This is a genomic window from Vibrio sp. Vb1127, assembly GCF_033338735.1.
GTDB lineage: Bacteria > Pseudomonadota > Gammaproteobacteria > Enterobacterales > Vibrionaceae > Vibrio > Vibrio alginolyticus.
Window position 1 is genome coordinate 122,962 of record NZ_JAWOTF010000005.1, and the last position, 21,082, is coordinate 144,043.

Annotated in this window: 17 protein-coding genes; 4 read left to right on the forward strand and 13 right to left on the reverse strand. The window is 43.1% G+C overall.

Annotation, left to right across the window (positions count from 1 at the left end):
- Window positions 1-5 precede the first annotated feature (5 nt).
- The 8 genes from R7H07_RS09620 to malK all read right to left on the reverse strand — a co-directional run bounded on the left by R7H07_RS09620 (window position 6) and on the right by malK (window position 9,926).
- Window positions 6-1,226 (reverse strand): O-antigen ligase family protein, encoded by a 1,221-nt coding sequence (locus R7H07_RS09620; protein ID WP_373920869.1) that lies wholly within the window; start codon window positions 1,224-1,226, stop codon window positions 6-8.
- Window positions 1,201-2,247 (reverse strand): glycosyltransferase, encoded by a 1,047-nt coding sequence (locus R7H07_RS09625; protein ID WP_170897549.1) that lies wholly within the window; start codon window positions 2,245-2,247, stop codon window positions 1,201-1,203. Before R7H07_RS09625 ends, R7H07_RS09620 begins: the two co-directional genes overlap by 26 nt.
- Window positions 2,222-3,049 carry a putative capsular polysaccharide synthesis family protein gene (locus R7H07_RS09630; RefSeq protein ID WP_206958994.1) on the reverse strand — a complete coding sequence of 276 codons (828 nt, stop codon included), beginning with the start codon at window positions 3,047-3,049 and terminating at the stop codon, window positions 2,222-2,224. The genes R7H07_RS09625 and R7H07_RS09630 overlap by 26 nt, the downstream gene beginning before the upstream one ends.
- A complete protein-coding gene (locus R7H07_RS09635) occupies window positions 3,027-5,207 on the reverse strand; it encodes a GumC family protein (protein WP_206958991.1) in 2,181 nt (726 codons plus the stop codon). Before R7H07_RS09635 ends, R7H07_RS09630 begins: the two co-directional genes overlap by 23 nt.
- Window positions 5,208-5,222: 15 nt before the next feature.
- Window positions 5,223-5,756, reverse strand: coding sequence for a polysaccharide biosynthesis/export family protein (locus R7H07_RS09640; protein WP_005375265.1), 534 nt, complete (start codon window positions 5,754-5,756; stop codon window positions 5,223-5,225).
- 12 nt (window positions 5,757-5,768) lie between these two features.
- Window positions 5,769-6,974 carry an outer membrane beta-barrel protein gene (locus R7H07_RS09645; protein ID WP_054701816.1) on the reverse strand — a complete coding sequence of 402 codons (1,206 nt, stop codon included), beginning with the start codon at window positions 6,972-6,974 and terminating at the stop codon, window positions 5,769-5,771.
- 10 nt (window positions 6,975-6,984) lie between these two features.
- A complete protein-coding gene (locus R7H07_RS09650; protein WP_065275439.1) occupies window positions 6,985-8,385 on the reverse strand; it encodes an undecaprenyl-phosphate glucose phosphotransferase in 1,401 nt (466 codons plus the stop codon).
- Between the two features lie 422 nt (window positions 8,386-8,807).
- Window positions 8,808-9,926 (reverse strand): maltose/maltodextrin ABC transporter ATP-binding protein MalK, encoded by a 1,119-nt coding sequence (gene malK / locus R7H07_RS09655; RefSeq protein WP_005375271.1) that lies wholly within the window; start codon window positions 9,924-9,926, stop codon window positions 8,808-8,810.
- A 672-nt stretch (window positions 9,927-10,598) separates the two neighbouring features.
- On the opposite strand from malK, the gene malE reads away from it, so the two are divergent.
- The 3 genes from malE to malG all read left to right on the forward strand — a co-directional run bounded on the left by malE (window position 10,599) and on the right by malG (window position 14,334).
- Window positions 10,599-11,777 carry a maltose/maltodextrin ABC transporter substrate-binding protein MalE gene (malE, locus tag R7H07_RS09660; protein WP_005375272.1) on the forward strand — a complete coding sequence of 393 codons (1,179 nt, stop codon included), beginning with the start codon at window positions 10,599-10,601 and terminating at the stop codon, window positions 11,775-11,777.
- A 79-nt stretch (window positions 11,778-11,856) separates the two neighbouring features.
- The gene (gene malF / locus R7H07_RS09665) at window positions 11,857-13,431 is read left to right on the forward strand and encodes a maltose ABC transporter permease MalF (protein WP_005375273.1); all 1,575 of its coding nucleotides are present in this window, start codon (window positions 11,857-11,859) and stop codon (window positions 13,429-13,431) included.
- A 12-nt stretch (window positions 13,432-13,443) separates the two neighbouring features.
- Window positions 13,444-14,334: a maltose ABC transporter permease MalG gene (gene malG / locus R7H07_RS09670; RefSeq protein WP_005375275.1), complete on the forward strand. Its 891-nt coding sequence runs from the start codon at window positions 13,444-13,446 to the stop codon at window positions 14,332-14,334.
- A gap of 363 nt (window positions 14,335-14,697) precedes the next feature.
- On the opposite strand, the gene R7H07_RS09675 is transcribed toward malG, so the two are convergent.
- From R7H07_RS09675 to R7H07_RS09685, 3 genes are all read right to left on the reverse strand, one after another.
- A complete protein-coding gene (locus R7H07_RS09675) occupies window positions 14,698-14,943 on the reverse strand; it encodes a hypothetical protein (protein ID WP_005375277.1) in 246 nt (81 codons plus the stop codon).
- 171 nt (window positions 14,944-15,114) lie between these two features.
- Complete coding sequence (locus tag R7H07_RS09680; protein ID WP_005375279.1) at window positions 15,115-15,600, reverse strand: acyl-CoA thioesterase; 486 nt, start codon at window positions 15,598-15,600, stop codon at window positions 15,115-15,117.
- A 145-nt stretch (window positions 15,601-15,745) separates the two neighbouring features.
- The gene (locus tag R7H07_RS09685; protein ID WP_017821248.1) at window positions 15,746-16,651 is read right to left on the reverse strand and encodes a DMT family transporter; all 906 of its coding nucleotides are present in this window, start codon (window positions 16,649-16,651) and stop codon (window positions 15,746-15,748) included.
- A gap of 98 nt (window positions 16,652-16,749) precedes the next feature.
- On the opposite strand from R7H07_RS09685, the gene R7H07_RS09690 reads away from it, so the two are divergent.
- Window positions 16,750-17,538: an AraC family transcriptional regulator gene (locus tag R7H07_RS09690; RefSeq protein WP_005385013.1), complete on the forward strand. Its 789-nt coding sequence runs from the start codon at window positions 16,750-16,752 to the stop codon at window positions 17,536-17,538.
- A gap of 203 nt (window positions 17,539-17,741) precedes the next feature.
- Here R7H07_RS09690 and R7H07_RS09695 read toward each other — a convergent pair whose 3' ends face one another.
- Together R7H07_RS09695 and R7H07_RS09700 are read right to left on the reverse strand one after the other, a co-directional pair.
- The gene (locus R7H07_RS09695) at window positions 17,742-19,433 is read right to left on the reverse strand and encodes an ABC transporter ATP-binding protein (RefSeq protein ID WP_005375285.1); all 1,692 of its coding nucleotides are present in this window, start codon (window positions 19,431-19,433) and stop codon (window positions 17,742-17,744) included.
- Entirely contained in the window at window positions 19,430-21,040 is a 1,611-nt protein-coding gene (locus R7H07_RS09700; RefSeq protein WP_054578648.1) for an ATP-binding cassette domain-containing protein, read from the reverse strand. Before R7H07_RS09700 ends, R7H07_RS09695 begins: the two co-directional genes overlap by 4 nt.
- Window positions 21,041-21,082: the final 42 nt, after the last annotated feature.

Below are 21,082 nucleotides of genomic sequence, written 5' to 3' on the forward strand. Positions count from 1 at the left end.
CTTGATTATTCATATTCGTGGTGATGGTTTACCGGAAAAGTATGAGCAATGGCCCTTGAGTCGTTGCTCATGCTGATCATGACGGGTAATAAGAGTATTAAAATTATGGTGGTGTTTACCGCAACGAAAAACACCATGATGAGGGCGTATATCGCAAGTAATAGGCTTTTTCTGTTTTCATTAAGACTACGGAAGCAAAAGCGAATAAAAAGAAAATAACCACCAAACAGCAGACCAATACCAAGCAATCCGTATTCAATTGCGGTATCTAACACAAAGTTGTGGGTGTAGATCGCCAGCTCATCATAATTAAAGTAACTGATCATAAAGTTGGGTAACATTTTCGCGCCGACACCTAACACCGGGTGTTGAAATAAAATATCTAGCCCATTGGCAAGTAAAAGTTTTCTATGAAGATTCGATACCCAGCGCGCTTCACTTTGGTTGGCAAATAAGACGTCTTCTTGGGTTATTTCCAATGTGTCTGCTAGCGTTTCAAACCCAACGTAGAGTGTGGTTGTGACGGCAGTAAACACAATGAAGCTTAAGGCTAATAAAATCGTCCACGTGTACGTTTCTCTGAGCGATTTTCTCATTAAGTTTTTTACGAGCAGTTGGTCAAAGAAGAAAAGCAGACAAAAACCAAGTAGCGCTTTTCTTTCTTGTGACAACACCAGTAATACTAAAGCTACGAGCATCAAAAGGTGGAAAGCGCGAATTTTATCTCGATAAAGGTACAGTAGTGAGCACAGTACACCGAACCCGTATTTACTTACTCCGAGTAACTTAAACCCGCTTTGATAGCCCTGAGCAAAGTGCCATAAGGCAACGAGCGAACAGATGAAAAACAACAGATACGTGAAATAAACCATTACCCGTTCGTCATCAAACACGCCATAGGCGTACATTAGGCTCAGTAGGCACAAAATCGCTAACCATTGCACAGTTTCTATAACTAGCGGCATTAAAGGGACGCGATTTAGCAGACCATTTATGAACACATACCCAGTGAACAATACGAGGAACCCCATACAGGGATGCATGAGTTTTTCAGCTTTTCCTTCCAATACCACTAATGCAGTAAAACCAATGGACAAAAGGCTTGCGATGTCAGAAGGGGCTAGCGCTATTCCTCCAGCACGAAACTTCATAGGAATAAAGAACAATGTTAGTAAGCACGCAGCTATTATCGGAGTTTGGTTATTTATCGGTACAAAGTTCATCATAAATTTTGTAATAGCTGTTCCTAAAGTTATTCAAAGTAAACTGGTTACAACGTTCGACAAAAAAACAGGAAGCAGCTTCATAGGAGCTTTTACTACCCACTATGTGAAGTATTTTTGTTATTAAGTCATCGGATTGACCTTGTTTAAATAAATAAGTTTTATCTCCGATTACTTCATTTAGTCCGGGGACGTCCGAGCCTAGAACTGGTAACCCTTCAGCCATAGCCTCTACAGCCGCAAGACCAAAACCTTCTACTTTTGAAGATTGCACATACAGATCGAGACTAGATAAGAATCGAGGAATGTCAGATGTGATACCATACCAATGTATACGATGATCGCAGTTCAAATCTTTTGCTTTTTTTCTAAGAACTTGTTTTTTTTCTCCGTCTCCAGCTAGATGGAGGTGGTAGTTTTCTGGTAATTTAGCTATTGCACATATTAATGTATCGTGGTCCTTATAGTGATGAAGCCTACCAACCATTCCTATGTTTATAACTCCTTTTTTTTCTAGCGCCTTATATAATTTAGGTTGTCTAGAGAATCGATGAAGATCTACACCATTGAATATTACTTCATAGCGGTCTTTGTATGCTGGTATGAATTTAACTAATGCTTCTTGAACCTTGTGAGTGATGCAAATAGTTTTGTCATTGCTCATATAAAGAAGGTGCTCCATAAACTTAAATAATGGATAGTCCCTGCGTCGATTAGTTGTGTTATGTTCTGTTTGTATTTTCCTTTTTCCAAAGGAAAATAGAGCGAGGTATATAGAAGGAAATAAATGACTATGTACCAAATCTGGCCATTGGAGTATTTTCCATTTTTCAATTAGAGACAGTGACTTCCAAACATAGCACGTCACTTCACTTTCTTTCAGTTTTTCCTCGAAATCATTGTCTGGATTAAGAATGAGAACTCGTATTTTATATTGAGGCATATGCTGGACTACTAGATCTACAAGAAAGCGCTGTGCTCCACCATTGCTAGATAAGTCATTGATTATGTGTAGTATTTTCATTTAAATACTTTTCCTTGAGTGATAGGATTTCAGAGTTTGAAAAGAAACGTTGTGCTAATTTTGATGAGAACATTTCTTCAACGTACTCGGGTGTAGGTTGAAATTGCGTTTTGAATTCTTTCATTAGTGGCGAGTACCATTTGTTGTCTGATTGATTTTCATAAACAACATCCACGGGGTAACCTAAAAAGTCTTCAACTGCGGAGTTAGCCTTCGTTAGCTTGTCACTTCGAATGACCAACAGTGAGAAGTTATTGTTATGGTATGTTTGATAGCCTACTTCGTGATTAAAAGACTCGTTAAACACATCAATCCCTGTTAGTTGTTTGATCTCGTTGTCAAACCACTGCAGCGCATATTGATGATTCATGTGCTTATCAAATGCTTCTTGGAGTAATTGCGGTCGTTCGGTACGTATTGCGCTGTCATCCTTTAGATATTTGTCCGCCATCCAAAAAGGAAGTGCTTGAAAGAACATTGAGACATTTCGTCCGATCGGTTCACGCACCAGCGAGATAATTCGAACTTTTTTCTTACGCTTTAACATGCGGCTCATCGTTATGCGCTTTAGTCGTCGCTTTAACGCATTGATCTGAGGCTTATGCAATTGCGCTCTAACGGGGGATATTTGTTTTTGCGCATCGACGGTCATAAGGTCGTGCAAGTGAATCGAGTCAGGAATGGAATGCTCTAATGCACTCGAACCTACTTTGCCCATTTGATAGATCAATACCGGTTGTTCTTGGCTTTTCAAGGTTTGGTACCAAGATAGGTTTACGTTAGTAGGCGTATTTCTGGACATAAAGCGTCTCTCCTTCCTTGGCCTTGGCTTGTGTGATTAAGACGCCAAGAGATGGAACTGAGTGTTGTATTTGTTTAGATAACGCAAGGTTAACCAGTGATGATTTTGTTGATTCTGAGCGAATGACGGTGATCAGACCATTGGCATACTGACCAAGAATAAGTGCGTCACTCACTGACAGTAGGGGCGGCGTATCGATAATGATCCGGTCATACTTATTTTGAAAATGTTCGAGCAACTTTTTAAAGCGATCAGAAGCCAGTAATTCCTGTGGGTTTGGCGGAATTAGGCCGGCCGATAATACATCTAAGTTGGCTTCTTTTATATGTGTAACACAATCTTTGATTGGCGTATCCATCGTCAGGATATGCGTTAAGCCAGGGCTTGATTCAGCAATACCGAATCGCTTTGCGATGGAAGGTCGACGTAAATCGCAGTCGATGATCAACACCTTTTCCATTTTTGAAAACGACACCGCCATATTGATACTGGTCGATGTTTTTCCTTCTTCTGGAATAGCAGAGGTAAAGGGCAATATCTTTTGCTTCGTGTTGGTTAATCTGAGCAGAAGCGAGGTTCTGACGGAGCGGCAAGCTTCACTAAATAGCTTTTCTTCATCATCTAAATACGCGGTATAACTGACGCCGTTTTTACGCAAATTGCGTTTTTTGACCATAGGAATCACACCTAAACACGTAACACCAAGTTTTTCCTGCACATCGGCTGTGCTTCGGATAACTTCTCGCATCGTTTCTAAGATGATGACCAGAGCGCAAGCAATGGCAAAGCCAAAAAAGGTGGCAATTAGTACCAGTTTGATTCGTTGTGGTGCCACCGGGAATAGAGGGATGATGGCTTTATCAGTAAAGCGAGCAGTGACATTCTTGTAGTCGCTGGTGGCGTTGGTCTCTTTCTCACGATTTAAGAACGCTTCATAGAGTGCCTTATTGGATTCAACCTCGCGTTTTAACTGTTCGTAACGCGCTTTTTGTGACCCTAACGATTGGAAGTCTGACTTTTTGTTATCGAGCTCTGCTCGAAGCATGTCCTCTTGCGCTTTTGCAGCAAGAAGGTCTTGTTGCTTACTGAAGGAAATGTCACGAATGAGTTGCTGGGTTCTTGATTGAATTTCAGCAAGCTGTGCTTTCGCCTGAATCATTCGATCATGCTTAGGTCCGTAGCGCTGTGCCAGTTCAGAGAGATTTTTGGCTGCCTGTGCTTCCGACAATTTTAGATCGCGGATTTGCGCTTGATTAGCGAATTCATCAATTGACAACAAGCTGTCTAAACTTTGCGAAGATTTACGTCGTAACAGTTTGATTAACGTCTGCGCTTCAATACGCTTATTAACAGCGATATTCAGCTTGCGAGTGAGTTCTTCTAGCTCATTTGCGTAAATTTCATCAATACCGTTGATATCGATCAACCCTTCTTTTAACAAGAATTCTTGCAGCGCTTGCTCCGAGTTACGTAATCGCTCCTCCAATTTTTGAGAGTTATTTGTCAACCAAGTAGCCGCATTTTGTGTAACGACCAATTTGGCTTCAAAATTTGCGTCAATGTAGGCTTGGCCGACCGCGTTGGCGATTGTCGTCGCAAGCTTAGGATCGGTAGAACGAAAGCGAATTCTGACTAATTGGGTGTTACGTACTGGCTCAATATCGAGTTTACTTCTGAAAGCTTGAAGTGCCTGATAATAGGACTCTGAAAACTGGGCGGTTTCTTTTGGGCTTGGTGCCACATTCAGTAGGTCTTGAACAAAAGGAATCGACTTTATTTGGTCGATTTTTTTATTTAACCCCCCTGAGCTTGTGAATTCAGGTAATTGGGTGAGGTTCAGCTCTCTAATGACCTTATCTGCAATATGATTCGATTTTAAAATGGCGATTTGCGTTTGAAAGTACTCTTTTTTTGTCGTGTCGACGCCATATACTTCCTCGATTGAAAGGGCGCTTTTTTGCTCCTCTTGGATGAGTAGCGTAGCTGTAGCTTGGTATATCGATGCTTTGGAGTAGATATACCAAGTACAAGTTAATGAGAACAGAAGCGTGAATGCTGCGATGCTTAGCCAATTCTTTTTAATCGCTTTGAAGTGATGGCCAAAACGAATCAGTTCTACTTTGTTCATCTGGAGATTATTTGGATGAGTCCCGTTCATTTGATTCCCTGTCACTTAAAAGAAGCTCTGGTCAATAAATACAATGTCACCAGGTTCAACGTTGCGGTGCATACTGACCCCTTCCATCGTTTGACCTGTTTTATGCTTGGTGAGGTTAATGCCTTTGCGTGAGGCTCTGTCGGTCAAGCCACCTGCTAGAGCGATGGCCTTCTCTATGGTTAACCCTGGACGGTACTCAAATCCACCAGGTTTCCTGACCTCGCCATTAACGTAAAACAGACGAAAGTTATTGATGGTGACCATCACTTTTGGATTGATGAGATAATCGCCTTTTAAGCCCGTTTCTATTTCGTACTTGAGTTGTTTTGGTGTTTTTTTGATTGCTTTGATTCGGCCAAGGTAGGGGTAATCAAAATAGCCATCTGACGTTATTAGAATATTTTTAATCGTAAGATCTTCTTCACCATAGACCTGCACGGAAATGGTATCGCCAGTATCGAGTAAGTAATCTTCCTCGTTTGAGTCAGCGTTGACCAAAGTGCTAAATAGCAACAACGCTACACTCATGAATTTGATGAATGCCTTCATTAATAATCCTTTTTACAGAGAAAACTGTGCGCTTAAAGTCCAAATGTTTTGTTCGAAGCTATAACCCGATCGGCTAGAGTTTTTATCTTGGTATTGCCAATCGGCTTGCAGCTGTATCCAACGTTTGATCTGATAATCGATACCAAAAGATAGAGTGTACCGATCGTCGTTTCTGGAGATTCCCGTGTAATCATCTTGTTGATAAACAGCACCTAAGCGAGTTGCAAGGTAACTATTCCAATCGTGCTTGAGGTTCAGTCGGTAACGAGTTTGTAGGTTGTAATCGCCATCTTGATCGGGGTTAACCGCCGCCTGAGTGGTTTTCACGCTGACTAGAGTTTGTTCTTGAGGCAACCATTCAAAGCCGATATCCCAACTAAAGCCTTTAAATGTCTCTCGTTGAGCGCTGTCAAAATCTTTGATTTGATAACCGAGTCGAGCGATGCCTTTGGTTTTTCCTGTAACTTCCCATTCGGCACCGGTGTAATAGAAACTGGTGTTGTTATCTTTCGATGGCTGCGCAGAATTTCGGTGCTGATACTCGGTTATGATTTGGTTTGTTCCGACTAACCAATAGGTTCTTGGCGTCGCTCTTAAATAGAACTCCAAATGTGCATTGGGAGCTCGAAAATCGTTGTATTTAGTTTTAGCGTTTGGGCGCCCAGGCAAGCCGTCACGATAGTTTTGATAGGTTTTATCACTATAGCCTAAACCGAATTCGAGTCTGCCTTTGGCACCGTTAGATCCAAAGACATAATTGGTTTTTACATCGTTACGGTTGAACTCTATTGGTGAGTCGATTGCGCTACCATTACCTTCGGTAATATCTTCTCCTCGAACTTCATGCTGGGCGCGAAAACGGTAATCAACCACTAAACGATGACGATGATTAAATTCGAAAAAGTTGGAAAACTGAAAAGTGTGGTCGTCGAAGTCGTTGCGATCGTCAGATGAAAAGCCCGCTTTTAACTTATATAAAATATCTGCGCGATAGCGATTCCGTTCTATACGTGCTAGTAAGCTTGGTTCTATACCCCAAATATTGACCGATTCTACATTGCCGGATTTTTCCGCTTTATTGATGTTGTCATCTCCCTCGTAGAAAGTTTTTACGAGGGGAATCAACTCTATACCAGACTCGGTTTGGTAAGCCATCGGTTCTGCGAGCAAGTCAGTAGAAAACAGACTCAATGCTATTGCCATTGTCAGTTTCTTCATAATCTCAACCTTAGTAAGCGTTAGCACCAGTGAAGCCTTTGAAAACGGTCATAAAGATGATTTTGATGTCCATCCAAACCGACCAATGGTGGATGTAATCCAAATCAAACTCGACTCTCTTTTCCATTTTTTCTAAGGTGTCGGTTTCGCCGCGATAACCATTAATCTGTGCCCAGCCAGTAATGCCTGGTTTTACTTTGTGACGTAGCATGTAGCGATCCACGATCTGACGGTATTCTTCATTGTGTGCCACGGCATGAGGGCGTGGGCCGACAATAGACATGGTCCCTTGCAGTACATTGATAAATTGAGGTAGTTCGTCCAAAGAGGTGCGACGTAGAAATCCGCCAAAAGGCGTAATACGAGGATCGTTCTTTGTCGCCTGTTTCACGTTGGAACCTTGATCCATGGTTGTCATTGAACGGAACTTCCAGACTTCAATCTTGCGTCCATCAAGACCGTACCGATGTTGTTTAAAGATGACAGGGCCTTTAGACGTTGCCTTAATGCCAATCGCAATGACGAATAGAATAGGGGCGATTAAGACCAAAATAATGCTCGAAAACAAGATGTCTTCAAACCGTTTTACCCAAGAAGAAATTCCAGCAAAAGGTGTATCAAAGACACTTAGTGTTTGAACTTGGCCGATCTGCGCCCAACGAGAATGTAAAAGGTTATAAGTGAAGAAGTCGGGAATCAGATACGTATTTGCGGTGGTATCTGAGAATTGGTTAAGAAGTGACGCAATGCGCTCTTTTGCGTGCATTGGCATCGCGATATAGACGTAATCTACTTCCCCTTTTTTAGCTCGCTCAAGGGCGTGGTCAACAGCTCCTTTAATAGGATAATCAGAATTTGGCAATCTGCCGGAAGATCGTTCGTCGTAAAAGCCATCAAAAAGCACGCCGTGTTCTGTGTGGTTTTGAATTTCGTTAGCTAGGGTAATGCCGTGAGGAGTTTGGCCGATGATGATCGCAGTGCGAGTGTTGAATCCTTTTTTTCTCAAATAGGCTAATCCGGTACGGAATGTTACTCGCCATGCTAAGAGCAGAGCGGGCGTAATCGCAAACCACAGCACTAAAATTGTGTTATCAAATAAGGTATGGACTTCAGAAAAATACAGCACAATAAAGATAAGTGCAGAAGTCACCGCCCAAGAAACACAGACAATAAACATCTGCTCTTTAAACGAACTGGTTCGCCAAGAGCGATACAGATTGCCGCTTTCTGCCATAAATAGAAAAGAGATGCCTCCAACGAAAGCCAATATGACGTAATCTTTCCCCATCGCAGTATTCATGTCTTTGAACACTAAAAGCAGCATAAAAGAGACGATGACAGCAAGATCTGAGATGCGATATAAAAAAGCGAACTCCATCTCATGAGAGCGGATAAGTCCTTTTTGTTTCATGACTCAGTTTCCCTTCTGACACGCTACCGCCCTTGGGTGTCTTCCCCAATTGCCGTGTCGTGAACGTTATTAGTAGTTAGTGCACAGAGCATTCTGTGGAATGCTGCTGAGTTTTTTGTCACGTGTAATTTCGTTGATAAGTGTAAAAATTTGCTTTGTTGAGGTAAGTGGAAATAAGAATGATATTTAGCCCTTTGGCTAAGTTTGGCGGGTTAGGAAAAAGCTGGTACTTACTTATGAGGAATGAGGAAAAGTATTAAAAATGAAGTATCAGTACAAAGACAATGGTTTATGTGAGGGTAGAAGAAACGGGTGATTTGATTCGTTCACGATTAATGATTTAGTATCGAATTGCTGATATTTATTAAGATAAAAAAATCCCTCTCACTTGAGAGGGATTTTTTTGAGTAAGGACGAATGAATTATTCGACTTCTACGCCGTTTTCTTTGTATAGGCGGCGGCATGCGCGACCATCACTGTGGAACAGGTGACAACGATGAGCTGGAATACCGATCTCGATTTTATCGCCAGTGTCGACTGCAAGCGTGTCAGGCTGACGGAAAATAACGTCGGCGTCCGCACCTTCTAGGTTTAGGTATACTTGAGTTTCGTTACCTAGCTTCTCAACAATCATCACTTCACCGTGAATACTTGCATCAGCTTCAGAAGCGGATAATAGGTGCTCAGGGCGAATGCCTAAAGACATTCGGTCGCCGCGGTTAACTGTTGTACCATCCACTGGAATCCAGAAAGATACGCCGTTAGATAGTTGAACTTTGACGCGCTCTGCTTCTACTTCATCAATGAACACGCTCATGAAGTTCATTTTCGGAGAACCGATAAAGCCAGCTACAAAGCGGTTTTGTGGGTAATGGTAAAGCTCAAGCGGCTTACCAACTTGCGATACATAACCGCCGTCTAGTACAACGATTTTATCTGCCATTGTCATCGCTTCTACCTGATCGTGCGTTACGTAGATCATGGTACAACCAAGTTGGCGTTGTAGCTTAGTAATTTGTGCACGCATGTTTACACGCAGTGCCGCATCCAAGTTTGATAGTGGCTCGTCTAGAAGGAATACATTTGGCTGCGATACCAATGTTCGGCCAATCGCCACACGTTGACGCTGTCCACCAGAAAGTGCTTTTGGTTGGCGCTCAAGCAAGTGGCCTAGTTGTAGGATTTCTGCTGCTTGTTCAACACGCTTGTCGATTTCTGCTTTGTCTGCTTTTGCTAGTTTCAAGCCAAATGACATGTTGTCATATAAGTTAAGGTGCGGGTAAAGAGCGTAAGACTGGAATACCATACCAACACCACGTTTGGATGGTTCGACGTCATTCATGCGCTGGTCACCAATATACAAATCACCTGAAGTAATGTCTTCAAGACCGGCAATACAACGTAAAAGGGTAGATTTACCACAACCTGATGGACCTACGAAAACAACAAATTCACCTTCGTTGATTGTTAGGTCTACGTTCTTAGAAATCAGTACGTCGCCATACGCTTTACAAACATTTTTTAACGTGACACTCGCCATGTAGCTCGTCCTCGATCAATTTTTTATTATTCACCGCTCATCATTATATGAATTATCTAGCGAGCAGTAACAGTAGGAATCGGTAAGTTCTTGCGGTTGGTAAGAAAAGTAGGGTAGCACTTCAATAAAATGTCCTGAATAGAAGTGCTACCCATCATAGCCAAGTACGAGTTTCTCTCCCCCACATTATTCGTATTGTCTCCCCCGTGAAATAATTACCACAAACAACACTAATAATGACATTCCACTCGTCTGGCAATGCAAAACCAGCAAATCTTTTTCCTAATACGTAGGCACTGCTGGGAAAGGGTTCTTACCATCCACTCTTGGATGACTGCAGTTTCTAAGATTGTGCGTAGTGCGACATCCTCCTAATAGAAATAATTGTAGGGGGAGTAGAAAGGGAGGAGTAAAAAAGGAGGAGGAAGAAAGCAGTTGGTCGGAAATCACATTATTGCACCACCTAAAGTTGAAACCGATCACAGGAACTATCCATTTTGTGATTTGAGTCTCTTACCCTTGGCGATTTAGATCACGAAAATACGTCATAATTGTAAGGGCGTAGGGATTAGGAGGATGAGACATATTGGATTATTTCAGATGATATATGTCGAAATACGGCTGAACCTCAATGGACTAGCCCTACATCAAAAATATAAAAAGGATACGAACATGAAAAAGTTAAGCGCTGTAGCACTAGGTACTCTTGTTGCTTTGGGTTCTTTTGGTGCTAATGCTGCCATCGAAGAAGGACAACTTACTATCTGGATCAACGGTGATAAAGGCTACAACGGCCTTGCTGAAGTTGGTAAGAAATTTGAAGAAGACACAGGCATTAAAGTGACTGTGGCTCACCCAGATGGCCTTCAAGACAAATTCCCTCAAACTGCAGCGACTGGCGACGGTCCTGATATCGTATTCTGGGCTCACGACCGTTTCGGTGGTTACGCAGAAGCTGGCCTGCTAGCAGAAATTAAACCTTCTAAGAATATTCAAGAAGGTATCGTTGATTTCGCTTGGGATGCAGTACGTTACGACGGCAAATTGATCGGCTATCCAGTTGCGGTTGAGTCTCTATCTCTAATCTACAATAAAGACCTAGTTCCAAACCCACCAAAGTCTTGGGAAGAGGTTGCAGCATTAGATGCAAAACTTAAAAAAGACGGCAAGTCTGCAATCATGTGGAACCTAAAAGAACCGTACTTCACTTGGCCACTAATGGCGGCTGATGGCGGCTACGCGTTCAAATACACTTCTGAAGGTTACGATGTTAAAGACGCTGGTATCGCGAAAGAAGGCGTTAAAGACGCAATGAGCTTCGTAAAAGGCTTAGTTGATAAAGGCGTAATCTCTGCGGATATGGATTACTCAGTGTCTGAGTCTGCGTTCAACCAAGGCAAAACAGCGATGACGATCAACGGTCCATGGTCTTGGGGCAACATTGAGAAGTCTGGCGTTAACTACGGCGTGACTACGCTACCTAAGTTCCAAGGTCAATCTTCTAAGCCATTCGTTGGTGTTCTAACAGCTGGTATCAGCACTGCGTCTCCAAACAAGGACCTAGCGGTTGAGTTCATTGAGAACTACCTACTAACAAACGACGGCCTACGTATGGTTAACAACGATAAGCCTCTAGGTGCGGTAGCGCTTAACTCGTTCCAACGTGAGCTAGATTCAGATACTCGTATCGCAGCAACAATGGACAATGCGATGAACGGCGAAATCATGCCAAATATCCCTCAAATGAACGCATTCTGGGGGGCGGCTAAGAACGCAATCATCAACGTAGTTGACGGTCGTCAAACTGTCGATGCAGCTCTTGCAGATGCAGAAAAACAAATGACTAAATAATTAAGTAAGACCTTTTTAAGGAGGAGGCAACTCCTCCTTACTTTTCTATATTTATTCTATATTCGCTAGCAGGTTCCCTATGCAGTCAGTTCAAGGTACAAATGCTATGACAGCACCAGAAGCCAGCCTTCCGAGCAGCAAAAAAGTGTTCATGAAATGGTCACTTTTAGGCACAGTCGGCATCATCAATGGCTACGCAACAATCCTTATGTATTCTCGCGGTGAGATTGCGTTTGCACTACTTACGCTCATTCTTACCGCTTTAGCGTTGTTCATCTTTGGTAGTAAAAAGACGTACGCACACCGTTACATCTACCCTGGTATAGCAGGGATGATCCTTTTCATTCTTTTCCCTTTGGCGTACACCATAGGTTTGGCGTTTACCAACTATAGCGCGAAGAACCAACTCTCTTTTGATCGCGCTCAGAACGTACTTTTGGACCGAACTTACCAAAGTGGTGATAGCTACCCGTTCACTTTGTATAAAACGGAGCAAGGCCATCAACTTGTGGTTGAAAAAGATGGTGAGCTACTTGCAAGCCCGACTTTTCAGCTTGATAACCTTTCAGCATCGGAGTTTGATCTTTCACCAATTGAAGAAGTAACGGGTGAAAAAGAATCAATCAAGGCGATTGTTAAGAACCGCAGTGCGTTGAGCAGTGTCGATTTACATTTGCCAAGTGGTGATGATATCCGCATGAGTGGGCTGCGCAAATTTGCTGCAGTTGTACCTTTGTACACATTACAAGAAGATGGTGAAACGCTTTACAACAACCGGACTGAAGAAACGCTACGTCCAAATATGGAAGTAGGTTACTACCAGCCTGTCGATGAAAACGGTCAATTTGTTGGTAGCACAGTGTCACCAGGTTTCGTGGTGAACATTGGTACCCACAACTTTGAGCGTGTTTGGAAAGATGATGGTATCAAAGAGCCGTTTATCAGTATCTTTATCTGGACCATTGTTTTCTCTGCGCTAACCGTATTATTTACGCTTGTTATTGGTCTTGTCCTTGCCAGTGTGGTTCAGTGGGAAGCACTTAAAGGTCGCTCAGTTTACCGTTTGTTGCTAATCCTGCCTTATGCAGTTCCGGCGTTTATTTCTATCTTGATCTTTAAAGGTTTGTTTAACCAAAGCTTTGGTGAGATCAACATGTTGTTGGAAGGCTTGTTCGGCATTAGCCCGGCTTGGTTCTCTGATCCGTTCATGGCGAAAACCATGATCTTAATTGTAAACACTTGGCTTGGTTTCCCTTACATGATGATTTTGTGTATGGGCTTACTAAAAGCGATTCCAGACGATTTATATGAAGCATCAGCAATTGATGGTGCGAACTTTGTCACGAACTTTACACGTATCACACTACCAATGATGTTGAAGCCATTAACACCATTGTTGATCGCGAGTTTTGCATTTAACTTCAACAACTTCGTACTTATCCAGTTGTTGACTGGCGGTGGTCCAAACATGATTGGTACATCAGAGCCTGCGGGTTACACCGACCTGCTAGTAAGTTACACCTACCGAATCGCATTCGAAGGTGCTGGCGGTCAAGACTTCGGTCTAGCAAGTGCGGTAGCAACGCTTATCTTCCTATTGGTTGGCGCATTGGCACTTATCAACCTACGCGTAACTAAAGTAGCTCAGGACTAAGGAGAAATTACAATGGCAATGGTACAAGGTAAGTCATTAAAGTATCGTGTTTGGGCTACTCATATTGCAATGTGGGCATTCTTGGCACTGATTATTTTCCCTTTACTGATGATCATCGCGATTTCATTCCGTGAAGGTAACTTTGCAACGGGTAGCCTGATCCCAGACAACCCAACACTTGATCACTGGAAATTGGCATTAGGTTTCTCGGTGACTAATCCAGACGGTACAGTTACACCGCCACCATTCCCAGTAATGACATGGTTGTGGAACTCGGTAAAAGTGGGTGGTATTTCTGCAATCCTAATCGTGGCGCTATCAACCACATCGGCTTACGCGTTTGCTCGTATGAAGTTCAAAGGTAAGAACACCATTCTTAAAGCGATGATGATCTTCCAGATGTTCCCTGCGGTGTTGGCACTGGTTGCTCTGTACGCGTTGTTCGACAAACTGGGTCAGTACATTCCTTTCCTTGGTCTGAACACGCATGGCGGTCTGATCTTCGCTTACTTAGGTGGTATCGCACTGCACGTTTGGACCATTAAAGGCTACTTCGAAAGTATTGACTCGTCTCTAGAAGAAGCGGCGGCTCTTGATGGTGCTACACCATGGCAAGCATTCCGTTTGGTATTGCTGCCACTGTCTGTGCCAATCCTAGCGGTAGTCTTCATCTTGTCGTTCATCATGGTAATTGGTGAAGTTCCTGTAGCGTCACTACTGCTTTCTGATGTAGACTCGTACACACTTGCAGTGGGTATGCAGCAATACCTATATCCACAAAACTACTTGTGGGGTGACTTTGCCGCAGCTGCTGTACTTTCAGCAGTGCCAATCACTGCCGTATTCTTACTTGCGCAGCGCTGGTTGGTTGGTGGTCTAACCGCTGGTGGTGTAAAAGGATAATCTCTTGTGGTCTGAGATTGATAAGAATAACTAGAAAAGGGCGACCACATGGTCGCCCTTATACTTAGCACGGATATTACAATTTTGGTTTGGCCGCCGATCAGTAATATCTTGGCTTTTATTGGCGTTACGCATAGCTGGCTGTTAGCTTAGTTCCTTACGATTCAATCACTAACAGTTTTTGTAACCATAACCTGAGTTTAGACTCAGGTTTTTTTATGCCTGTTAAAGGCAATTTTGCAATAAGTAGATAGAGATTAGCGGCTTTGCAATGGATTACACAGGGCTTGAATAATGCCCTGCGTAGCACTTCACATAAATAACTAGAGCTTAGTAAAAAGCGAAATTGAGGTAGGGAAGAGATTAAAACTCTCGGCTGGAAGGTGCGCATCCAACGTATTGAAGCAGCGTGTATAAACTTTCTTGCTGCAGTGCGACGCGACGAAATAGATTAGCAAAGGTAACGTCACCGCCAAAGCAAGTTTGAATGTAATGATTAATTTCTGTTTCGTTATACCCCTCGACGTACATGGTTCTCACCCACTGGTACTCGACCGCTTTTAAATTGGTCAACGTCTCTTCACTTAAGGTCGTTTCTTTTAGTCTCAAGATCCAAACTCTATCCAACTCTAAAATAATGGATGGATTTAAGCAAAGCTAGGTGAAGGATTTATGACAGAGAAGGGCGAGCGTGAAACAAATGGCAAAACCATGATGTTGCTCCACACTCTGGGTCTGGGTAACGTTGAGGTACTTAATAGCGTTCTTAACGGATGCCAGTTACTTGAGGTATTTAACGTGTGCTTCCATTTCTTCCCCAATCTCTTTACGCATGTTCATAAGACGGATAGCGGATTGCTCTAAGGCTTTGTCTTCATCTGACTCTGGAATCCATTTCGGTACATCGGTTGGTTTTCCGTTTTCATCTACAGCAACCATGATAACGATACAGTGAGTGGTGAGTCTGTTTTTCATTTGCTTTGGATCACTGGCTTGCACGTCAATCGCAATGTGCATTGAGCTTCGTCCGGTATAAATGACTTTCGCGCTAACTTCGACTAAGTTGCCGACATGAATCGGCGCAACAAACCGAATGCCGCCAGCATATGCGGTAATGCAATATTTACCACTCCACGCTGCAGAACAGGCGTACGCTGCCAAGTCGATCCATTTCATTACGGCGCCGCCGTGCACTTTTCCGCCAAAATTTACGTCGCTGGGTTCTGCTAAAAAGCGAAGGGTAATGTCTCTTTGACCACTGCTCATCTGTCTTTCCTTGATGGGTTATTGTTTTCCCAATTTAGCAGCAAGATGAATTTTCGGGAATAGCGAATGAAACAAAACATTAACTTTTATTCGAACGCTGGAAGTGACAAGCCACAGCGTAGTTCTGTGGCTTGGGGTGTAGATGTTAATTGGCGGTAGAGGCAATCTCAGAATTGGATAATGGTTTTCTCTGTCTTACTTTTATTTGCGACAGGATAACGCCAGAGATGACTAACAACCCACCAATAATATGGTAAGCGTAAATTTTCTCACCAATTAGTGTTGAAGCAAGTATGACGGAAACCACAGGCATTAGGTTCATGAACATAGCACTTGAATCAGCACCAATTGAATCAATCGCTTTTACCCACATCAGCGGTGCGAAAATGGAAGCAGCAATACCAGCATAAGCGATTAATGGTAGCGCGTCTTGGCTTGGTAACAGTTGCTCACTAGAGAGCCAAAGTGGTGTGAGCATCAAAACAGAAAAGAAGCCCTGCATGTAAACCAGAGTCAAACTACTGAATGGCATTTTCCAGCGTTTTAGCAGAACACAATAAGCCGCGTATACCATGGCAGCAACGAGCATTAAGCTGTCACCTTGCGTTAAGTCTTGATGTAAAAAGTAAGTGATATCACCGTGACCAAGCATAAATGCCAAGCCGCCGAGCGAAATGACACCACCGACGATACTTAACATTGATATAGATTTACCGAGCAATGGGACACTTAAAAACACACTGATCAAAGGAACTAAAGAGGTGATCAGGGCCATATTAGAGGCCGTTGTTGTTAAACCGGCATAGTATCCAAGTGACTGGTTGAGAACCATACCAAGTAACGCAAGAAACGCCAACTTAGCTAAGTAAGGTCGAATAATGTGTCGTTGTTTGATGATTGCAGGCAGGCAAAATGGCGTTAGGAGTACCATTGCGACAAACCAACGGTAGAAACTCATCGCACTTGGTTCAATGGCGCTCGCAGCCATCTTGTTCACAATTGAGTTACCACCCCAAATCATAACGGTGAAAAACGGAAGTAAATAAATCATGAGAACCCTATAGCACAATTATTGATGGCGCTAGTCTGGCAGGTCTTTATAATAAAAAGTATCTCTTAAAAGACATCGTAAGCGATAGGAAGACAATTTTGAAAAAGAGCGCCAGAAATCTTCACCCCTCCTTATCAATCGATCGTGCGCCATCAGATGTATTTATGAATTTCGAAGCGTTTCTCTCTAATACAGAAACACGAATTCATAGCCACCCTTGGGGGCAAGTGCAACTGATCAGCGGTGGGATTCTGGAGATGGATGCAGAAGACACAAGATTTCTAGCACCTCCACATCTTGCTATTTGGGTTCCCGCCGGAATTCGTCACACTAGCTACAACCGTAAGCCAATCGAATATTGTTCTTTGAATATTGCCCCTGAATTGACGGCGCATTTTCCAACTAAAACGAGCTTGATCAAAGTGACTCCAATCGTGTCATCTATTATTGAGGACTTTCGTCAGCGAGACATTAATGTGGCGCAAACTGATGAAGACAAGCGCTTGGTACAAGTGTTATTGGACCAGCTTGCAAAGCAAGAAGTCGAACATCACTTTTTACCGACTACCGACAATAAGTATCTTGAACCGATTTTAAAAGCAGTAGAAGAATCGCCGACGGATGAGATCAGTTTGGCGGAGTGGGCGGCAAAAGTGCATACCACAGAACGCACGTTAGCGAGACATTGCCAGAGTGAGTTAGGAATGAGCTTTACTGAGTGGCGCTTACGTGTGCGATATTTACATTCTATGGAGTTGCTGCGTAAAGGGCAGACCGTAAAAGAAGTCGCTCTGACGTTAGGTTATAACCAAGCCAGCCCTTTTATCGCGATGTTCAAGAAATACTCCGGCATGACACCGGAGCAATACAAGAATCGATTGTTATAAAAGTGTAGAGTCTATTTTAAAAAAATTGACAATGCGCTGTATGATGACCGACTCGAAAAGCTGATGGTATTGGAAAGACTTACGTCTATCTTGTGTCAGATTGAGTCAGAATTATAACCTTGAGAATTCGCTTTATTATTATTGCTTTACAACATGCCTGTAAGATTCTTTAGATGATACAATGTGCTAAAGTGACAAAAAACTCAATTGACACCGCTTAGATTTAAGTATTGATTGTTATTAGTTTCTTCAGCCGCCAATTTGTCCCTACTTTTCAAGGAAGTAGAGTTGTACTGTGCAACTATAACTCTTCTACCCTCAATCGTGAGTTCCAATGTGGGTGACCATATATTCTGATCGCGATGCGTCACAATAATCACGGTCGAGTTCAATGTTTGAATATGTTGAGCAATACTTTTTTCGGTTGCTTCGTCTAATGCTGCCGTCGCTTCGTCGAAAATGAGGATTGGCGCCTTTTTAATGAGAGCTCGCGCAATTGCGACTCTCTGTCTTTCACCTCCTGACAACCCTGAGCCTCTTTGTCCTACTGTTTGATGTATTCCTTTAGGAGATGAGTCAATAAGTTTGTCCAATTGTGCGTGTCTTGCAAAGCTCTCAACTTCATAATCACTTGCATTGGGATTACCTAACCGAATGTTATCCGCCAATGTGCCAGTAAAAATGACCGGTTCTTGAGCAACATAGGCTATATGCTGGGTGAGCACGTCATAAGGGATACTCTTTAGATCTATCCCTCCGAGCGAAATAAGACCTTGGTCAGGATCATCAAACCTTAGAAACAGGCCCAGTAAAGTGCTTTTGCCACTGCCACTGACTCCATTGATGACGACGGTATCACCTTGTTTGATCTCCGTGCTAGCATCTTCAAAGAGATCTAAATGGCCCACAAGGTTCAGTTCGAACTTATGGTTTTTGGGGGAGGTTGCAAATTGAGGATTAGGCTCAGGCAGAACAGGGACATTCGTTAACTGAGCGTAATTTTTAATTGAGGATTTTACGTCGTTAATCGCAAAGCCTGCCAACGCGAGTTCACCCAAAGGTGCAGCTGCACGGGTAATCAATATCAATAAAGCCAAGACTAATAAGGGTTGAGTAATCGGCTCTAAGACGAGATAGATGGCGATACCTGCAAGGGGTAAAATCGTTGCCAATCCTGATACTAAGGTTGCGATAGAAGCGTTACGATTAATAGTTGAATGAGCTTCTTCTTGTGCGTGCCAACTCTGTTCAATACGCTCGATTGAGCGCTCAGGCCCCGCTGTTGAGCGAAGTAACTCAAGGTTATCTATGAGCTCAAGTGTTGATTTAGTCGCTTGAAGCTCTGCGTCATGTCGGTCGCTATCTGAGCGACTTAGGTATCTTTGCGCCTTGTACTGAACGAGCAGTGCAACTAGTAACAATACGGCACTGAGTAGTGCAATTTCACCTCCTCCAACGACCCCAATACCGATAATTAAAAATATGGGTAACATTGGAGCGTGTAAAAATGTTTGTAGCTGATGAGCAGGAATGGCCATAAAGCCAGGTATTCCTCGTTCTGCTAGTTGGGTGAGCTGAGTTCTATGCTGATCATTAAACCAAGCTAACTTTGCTTTACTGAGCGAATGACCTACTGATGAATAAAGATCCCCAGCCAGTTTCGCACCAGAGAGAAATCCAGAACGAGTTACAATAACGGTAACTATCACAGTTAGAACAGCAGCTATTATGACGTTCAATGGTGAAGCTTGTTCGACAATAGATATTGCAAGAAATGTGTAAGCCGTTGCCTCAAATAATGCAACTAGTCCCCAACCTATAGCGACTCGATATAGACGGTGCTTTGCACTTTGTGGAATTGTCGAATTGGAATAGAGGGTATTGTGAGCCGTCATACTTCTTCATCCTGTCGTTGAGCCTTTCTGTTGAGCATCAATGTAGTGTCTGCAAGTTTCGCGAGTTCTGAGTCGTGAGTAATTATGATCAATATCTTGTCTTGTGTTTTCGCAAACTTCGCGAGATTTCTGATCACAGTGAAGGCCGTATTTTTATCGAGAGCACTGGTTGGTTCATCCAGTAATAGAACGTTGGCTTGAGTTAGAAATGTGTTAGCTATTGCGACACGTTGTTGCTCGCCTCCTGAAAGCACGCTTGCATCAGAATTGAGGTCAATCTTTAATTGAGCTTGTTGCAAAGCTTGGTTCAGCTCGTCGTCACTTGAACTTGGCGTTGATAGTTTCAAATTCTGCCTAATGGTAGTTTTGAGTACACCGATATCTTGGGGTACATAGCGTATGGCGGAGTATCGGGATATCTCAGAGAGTTTAGACAGTTGATTGCCTCCTAAGGTAACGAAGCCTGAAAGAGGTGTTTCTTGACCTGCTAATAGACGTAGTAACGTACTTTTGCCTGCTCCGCTAGGCCCCATGATGGCTGTAAATGAACCCCGTGGGAAGTAGTGGGAGAAGTTATCAATAATATTAACAGTTCCATTAGCCACTACGATATTTGATGCTTGTAGTGATAGCGGTTTTTCTCCCGCGCTCAAACTGCCACTTTCTATTTGTGGTTGCTGTAAAAAGTCGCTGATGTTCTTTGCAGCATTCTTTCCTGCGTTAACGTAGTCCAATCCATGGCCAAGCTTCAGTGCGGGTGATACGACGGCCAAACCAAAAAAGAATAGCGACGCCATTGCCATGGGACTTAATTCATAGCCAATGGTATAGGCCATTGCGAAAGTCGAAACCGCTTGAAGTAATGCGGTAGCAATTGCTGCTGGAAGGGCAACGCTACCAACCCATTTCACTATGCCGTGAGTAAAGCGTCTTGTGGCATCATTATAGCTGTCGAGTGCTCCTGCTTGCGTGCCGTAAATTCGATTTACTCGGATACCTCTTGTGTAGTCGTTTACTGCGGTAACGATATCACCCATTATTGTCATGCGCTCTTTGCCATGTTTAGCGGCGAACCTAGGTAAAAAGAGTAGGTAGTACAATGATGCAATTAGACCAGGGAGCAGAGTAAGCATCGCTACCGGACCTGTGAGATTCAACATGATAAAAATAGAAGTTGCGGGTACGACAATGAATGTCACGAGTTCTGAAGGCAAATGCGCAACCATGTGGTGAAGCGTGCTGATGTCTTCGGAAACTATGCGACGCAGTTGATTATCACCATATTGAGAGATGGTCTTGCTTGGCAAGCGCGTCAAGTGCTGAGCAACTTGGCGACGTAATCGAGTGGAAAACTGCGACTCGGCATCATGAACTAACCACGAGCCCACTGATGAGGCAAGTGCGCTAGCCGCCCAAAGTCCTATGGCACCGTAAATCCATTGGTTTGCAAATTTATCGATAAGGTTTATCAAGCATAGCAGTGCACCAACTTTTGCCACAGCGGCAAGTGCTTCACAAAACGTTCCCAAAGCAAGCTTCTTAATCGATGGCTTTAAGGCTGGCATTAAGCTAGGCGTAACGTAATGTTGGCTGATTTTACTTATCATATTGTCACCTTATCTAGCCTATCAAGCGAAAATAAGGAGAAC

What these genes read in the sequence shown, in the direction of transcription:
- malK (WP_005375271.1), bottom strand. Translation starts at nt 9,926, where the DNA reads ATGGCGAGTGTCACGTTAAAAAATGTTTGTAAAGCGTATGGCGACGTA.
- R7H07_RS09680 (WP_005375279.1), bottom strand. Translation starts at nt 15,600, where the DNA reads ATGAGCAGTGGTCAAAGAGACATTACCCTTCGCTTTTTAGCAGAACCC.
- R7H07_RS09620 (WP_373920869.1), bottom strand. Translation starts at nt 1,226, where the DNA reads ATGATGAACTTTGTACCGATAAATAACCAAACTCCGATAATAGCTGCG.
- malE (WP_005375272.1), top strand. Translation starts at nt 10,599, where the DNA reads ATGAAAAAGTTAAGCGCTGTAGCACTAGGTACTCTTGTTGCTTTGGGT.
- R7H07_RS09625 (WP_170897549.1), bottom strand. Translation starts at nt 2,247, where the DNA reads ATGAAAATACTACACATAATCAATGACTTATCTAGCAATGGTGGAGCA.
- R7H07_RS09650 (WP_065275439.1), bottom strand. Translation starts at nt 8,385, where the DNA reads ATGAAACAAAAAGGACTTATCCGCTCTCATGAGATGGAGTTCGCTTTT.
- R7H07_RS09645 (WP_054701816.1), bottom strand. Translation starts at nt 6,974, where the DNA reads ATGAAGAAACTGACAATGGCAATAGCATTGAGTCTGTTTTCTACTGAC.
- R7H07_RS09635 (WP_206958991.1), bottom strand. Translation starts at nt 5,207, where the DNA reads ATGAACGGGACTCATCCAAATAATCTCCAGATGAACAAAGTAGAACTG.
- R7H07_RS09685 (WP_017821248.1), bottom strand. Translation starts at nt 16,651, where the DNA reads ATGATTTATTTACTTCCGTTTTTCACCGTTATGATTTGGGGTGGTAAC.
- R7H07_RS09700 (WP_054578648.1), bottom strand. Translation starts at nt 21,040, where the DNA reads ATGATAAGTAAAATCAGCCAACATTACGTTACGCCTAGCTTAATGCCA.
- R7H07_RS09630 (WP_206958994.1), bottom strand. Translation starts at nt 3,049, where the DNA reads ATGTCCAGAAATACGCCTACTAACGTAAACCTATCTTGGTACCAAACC.
- R7H07_RS09695 (WP_005375285.1), bottom strand. Translation starts at nt 19,433, where the DNA reads ATGACGGCTCACAATACCCTCTATTCCAATTCGACAATTCCACAAAGT.
- R7H07_RS09640 (WP_005375265.1), bottom strand. Translation starts at nt 5,756, where the DNA reads ATGAAGGCATTCATCAAATTCATGAGTGTAGCGTTGTTGCTATTTAGC.
- malF (WP_005375273.1), top strand. Translation starts at nt 11,857, where the DNA reads ATGCAGTCAGTTCAAGGTACAAATGCTATGACAGCACCAGAAGCCAGC.
- malG (WP_005375275.1), top strand. Translation starts at nt 13,444, where the DNA reads ATGGCAATGGTACAAGGTAAGTCATTAAAGTATCGTGTTTGGGCTACT.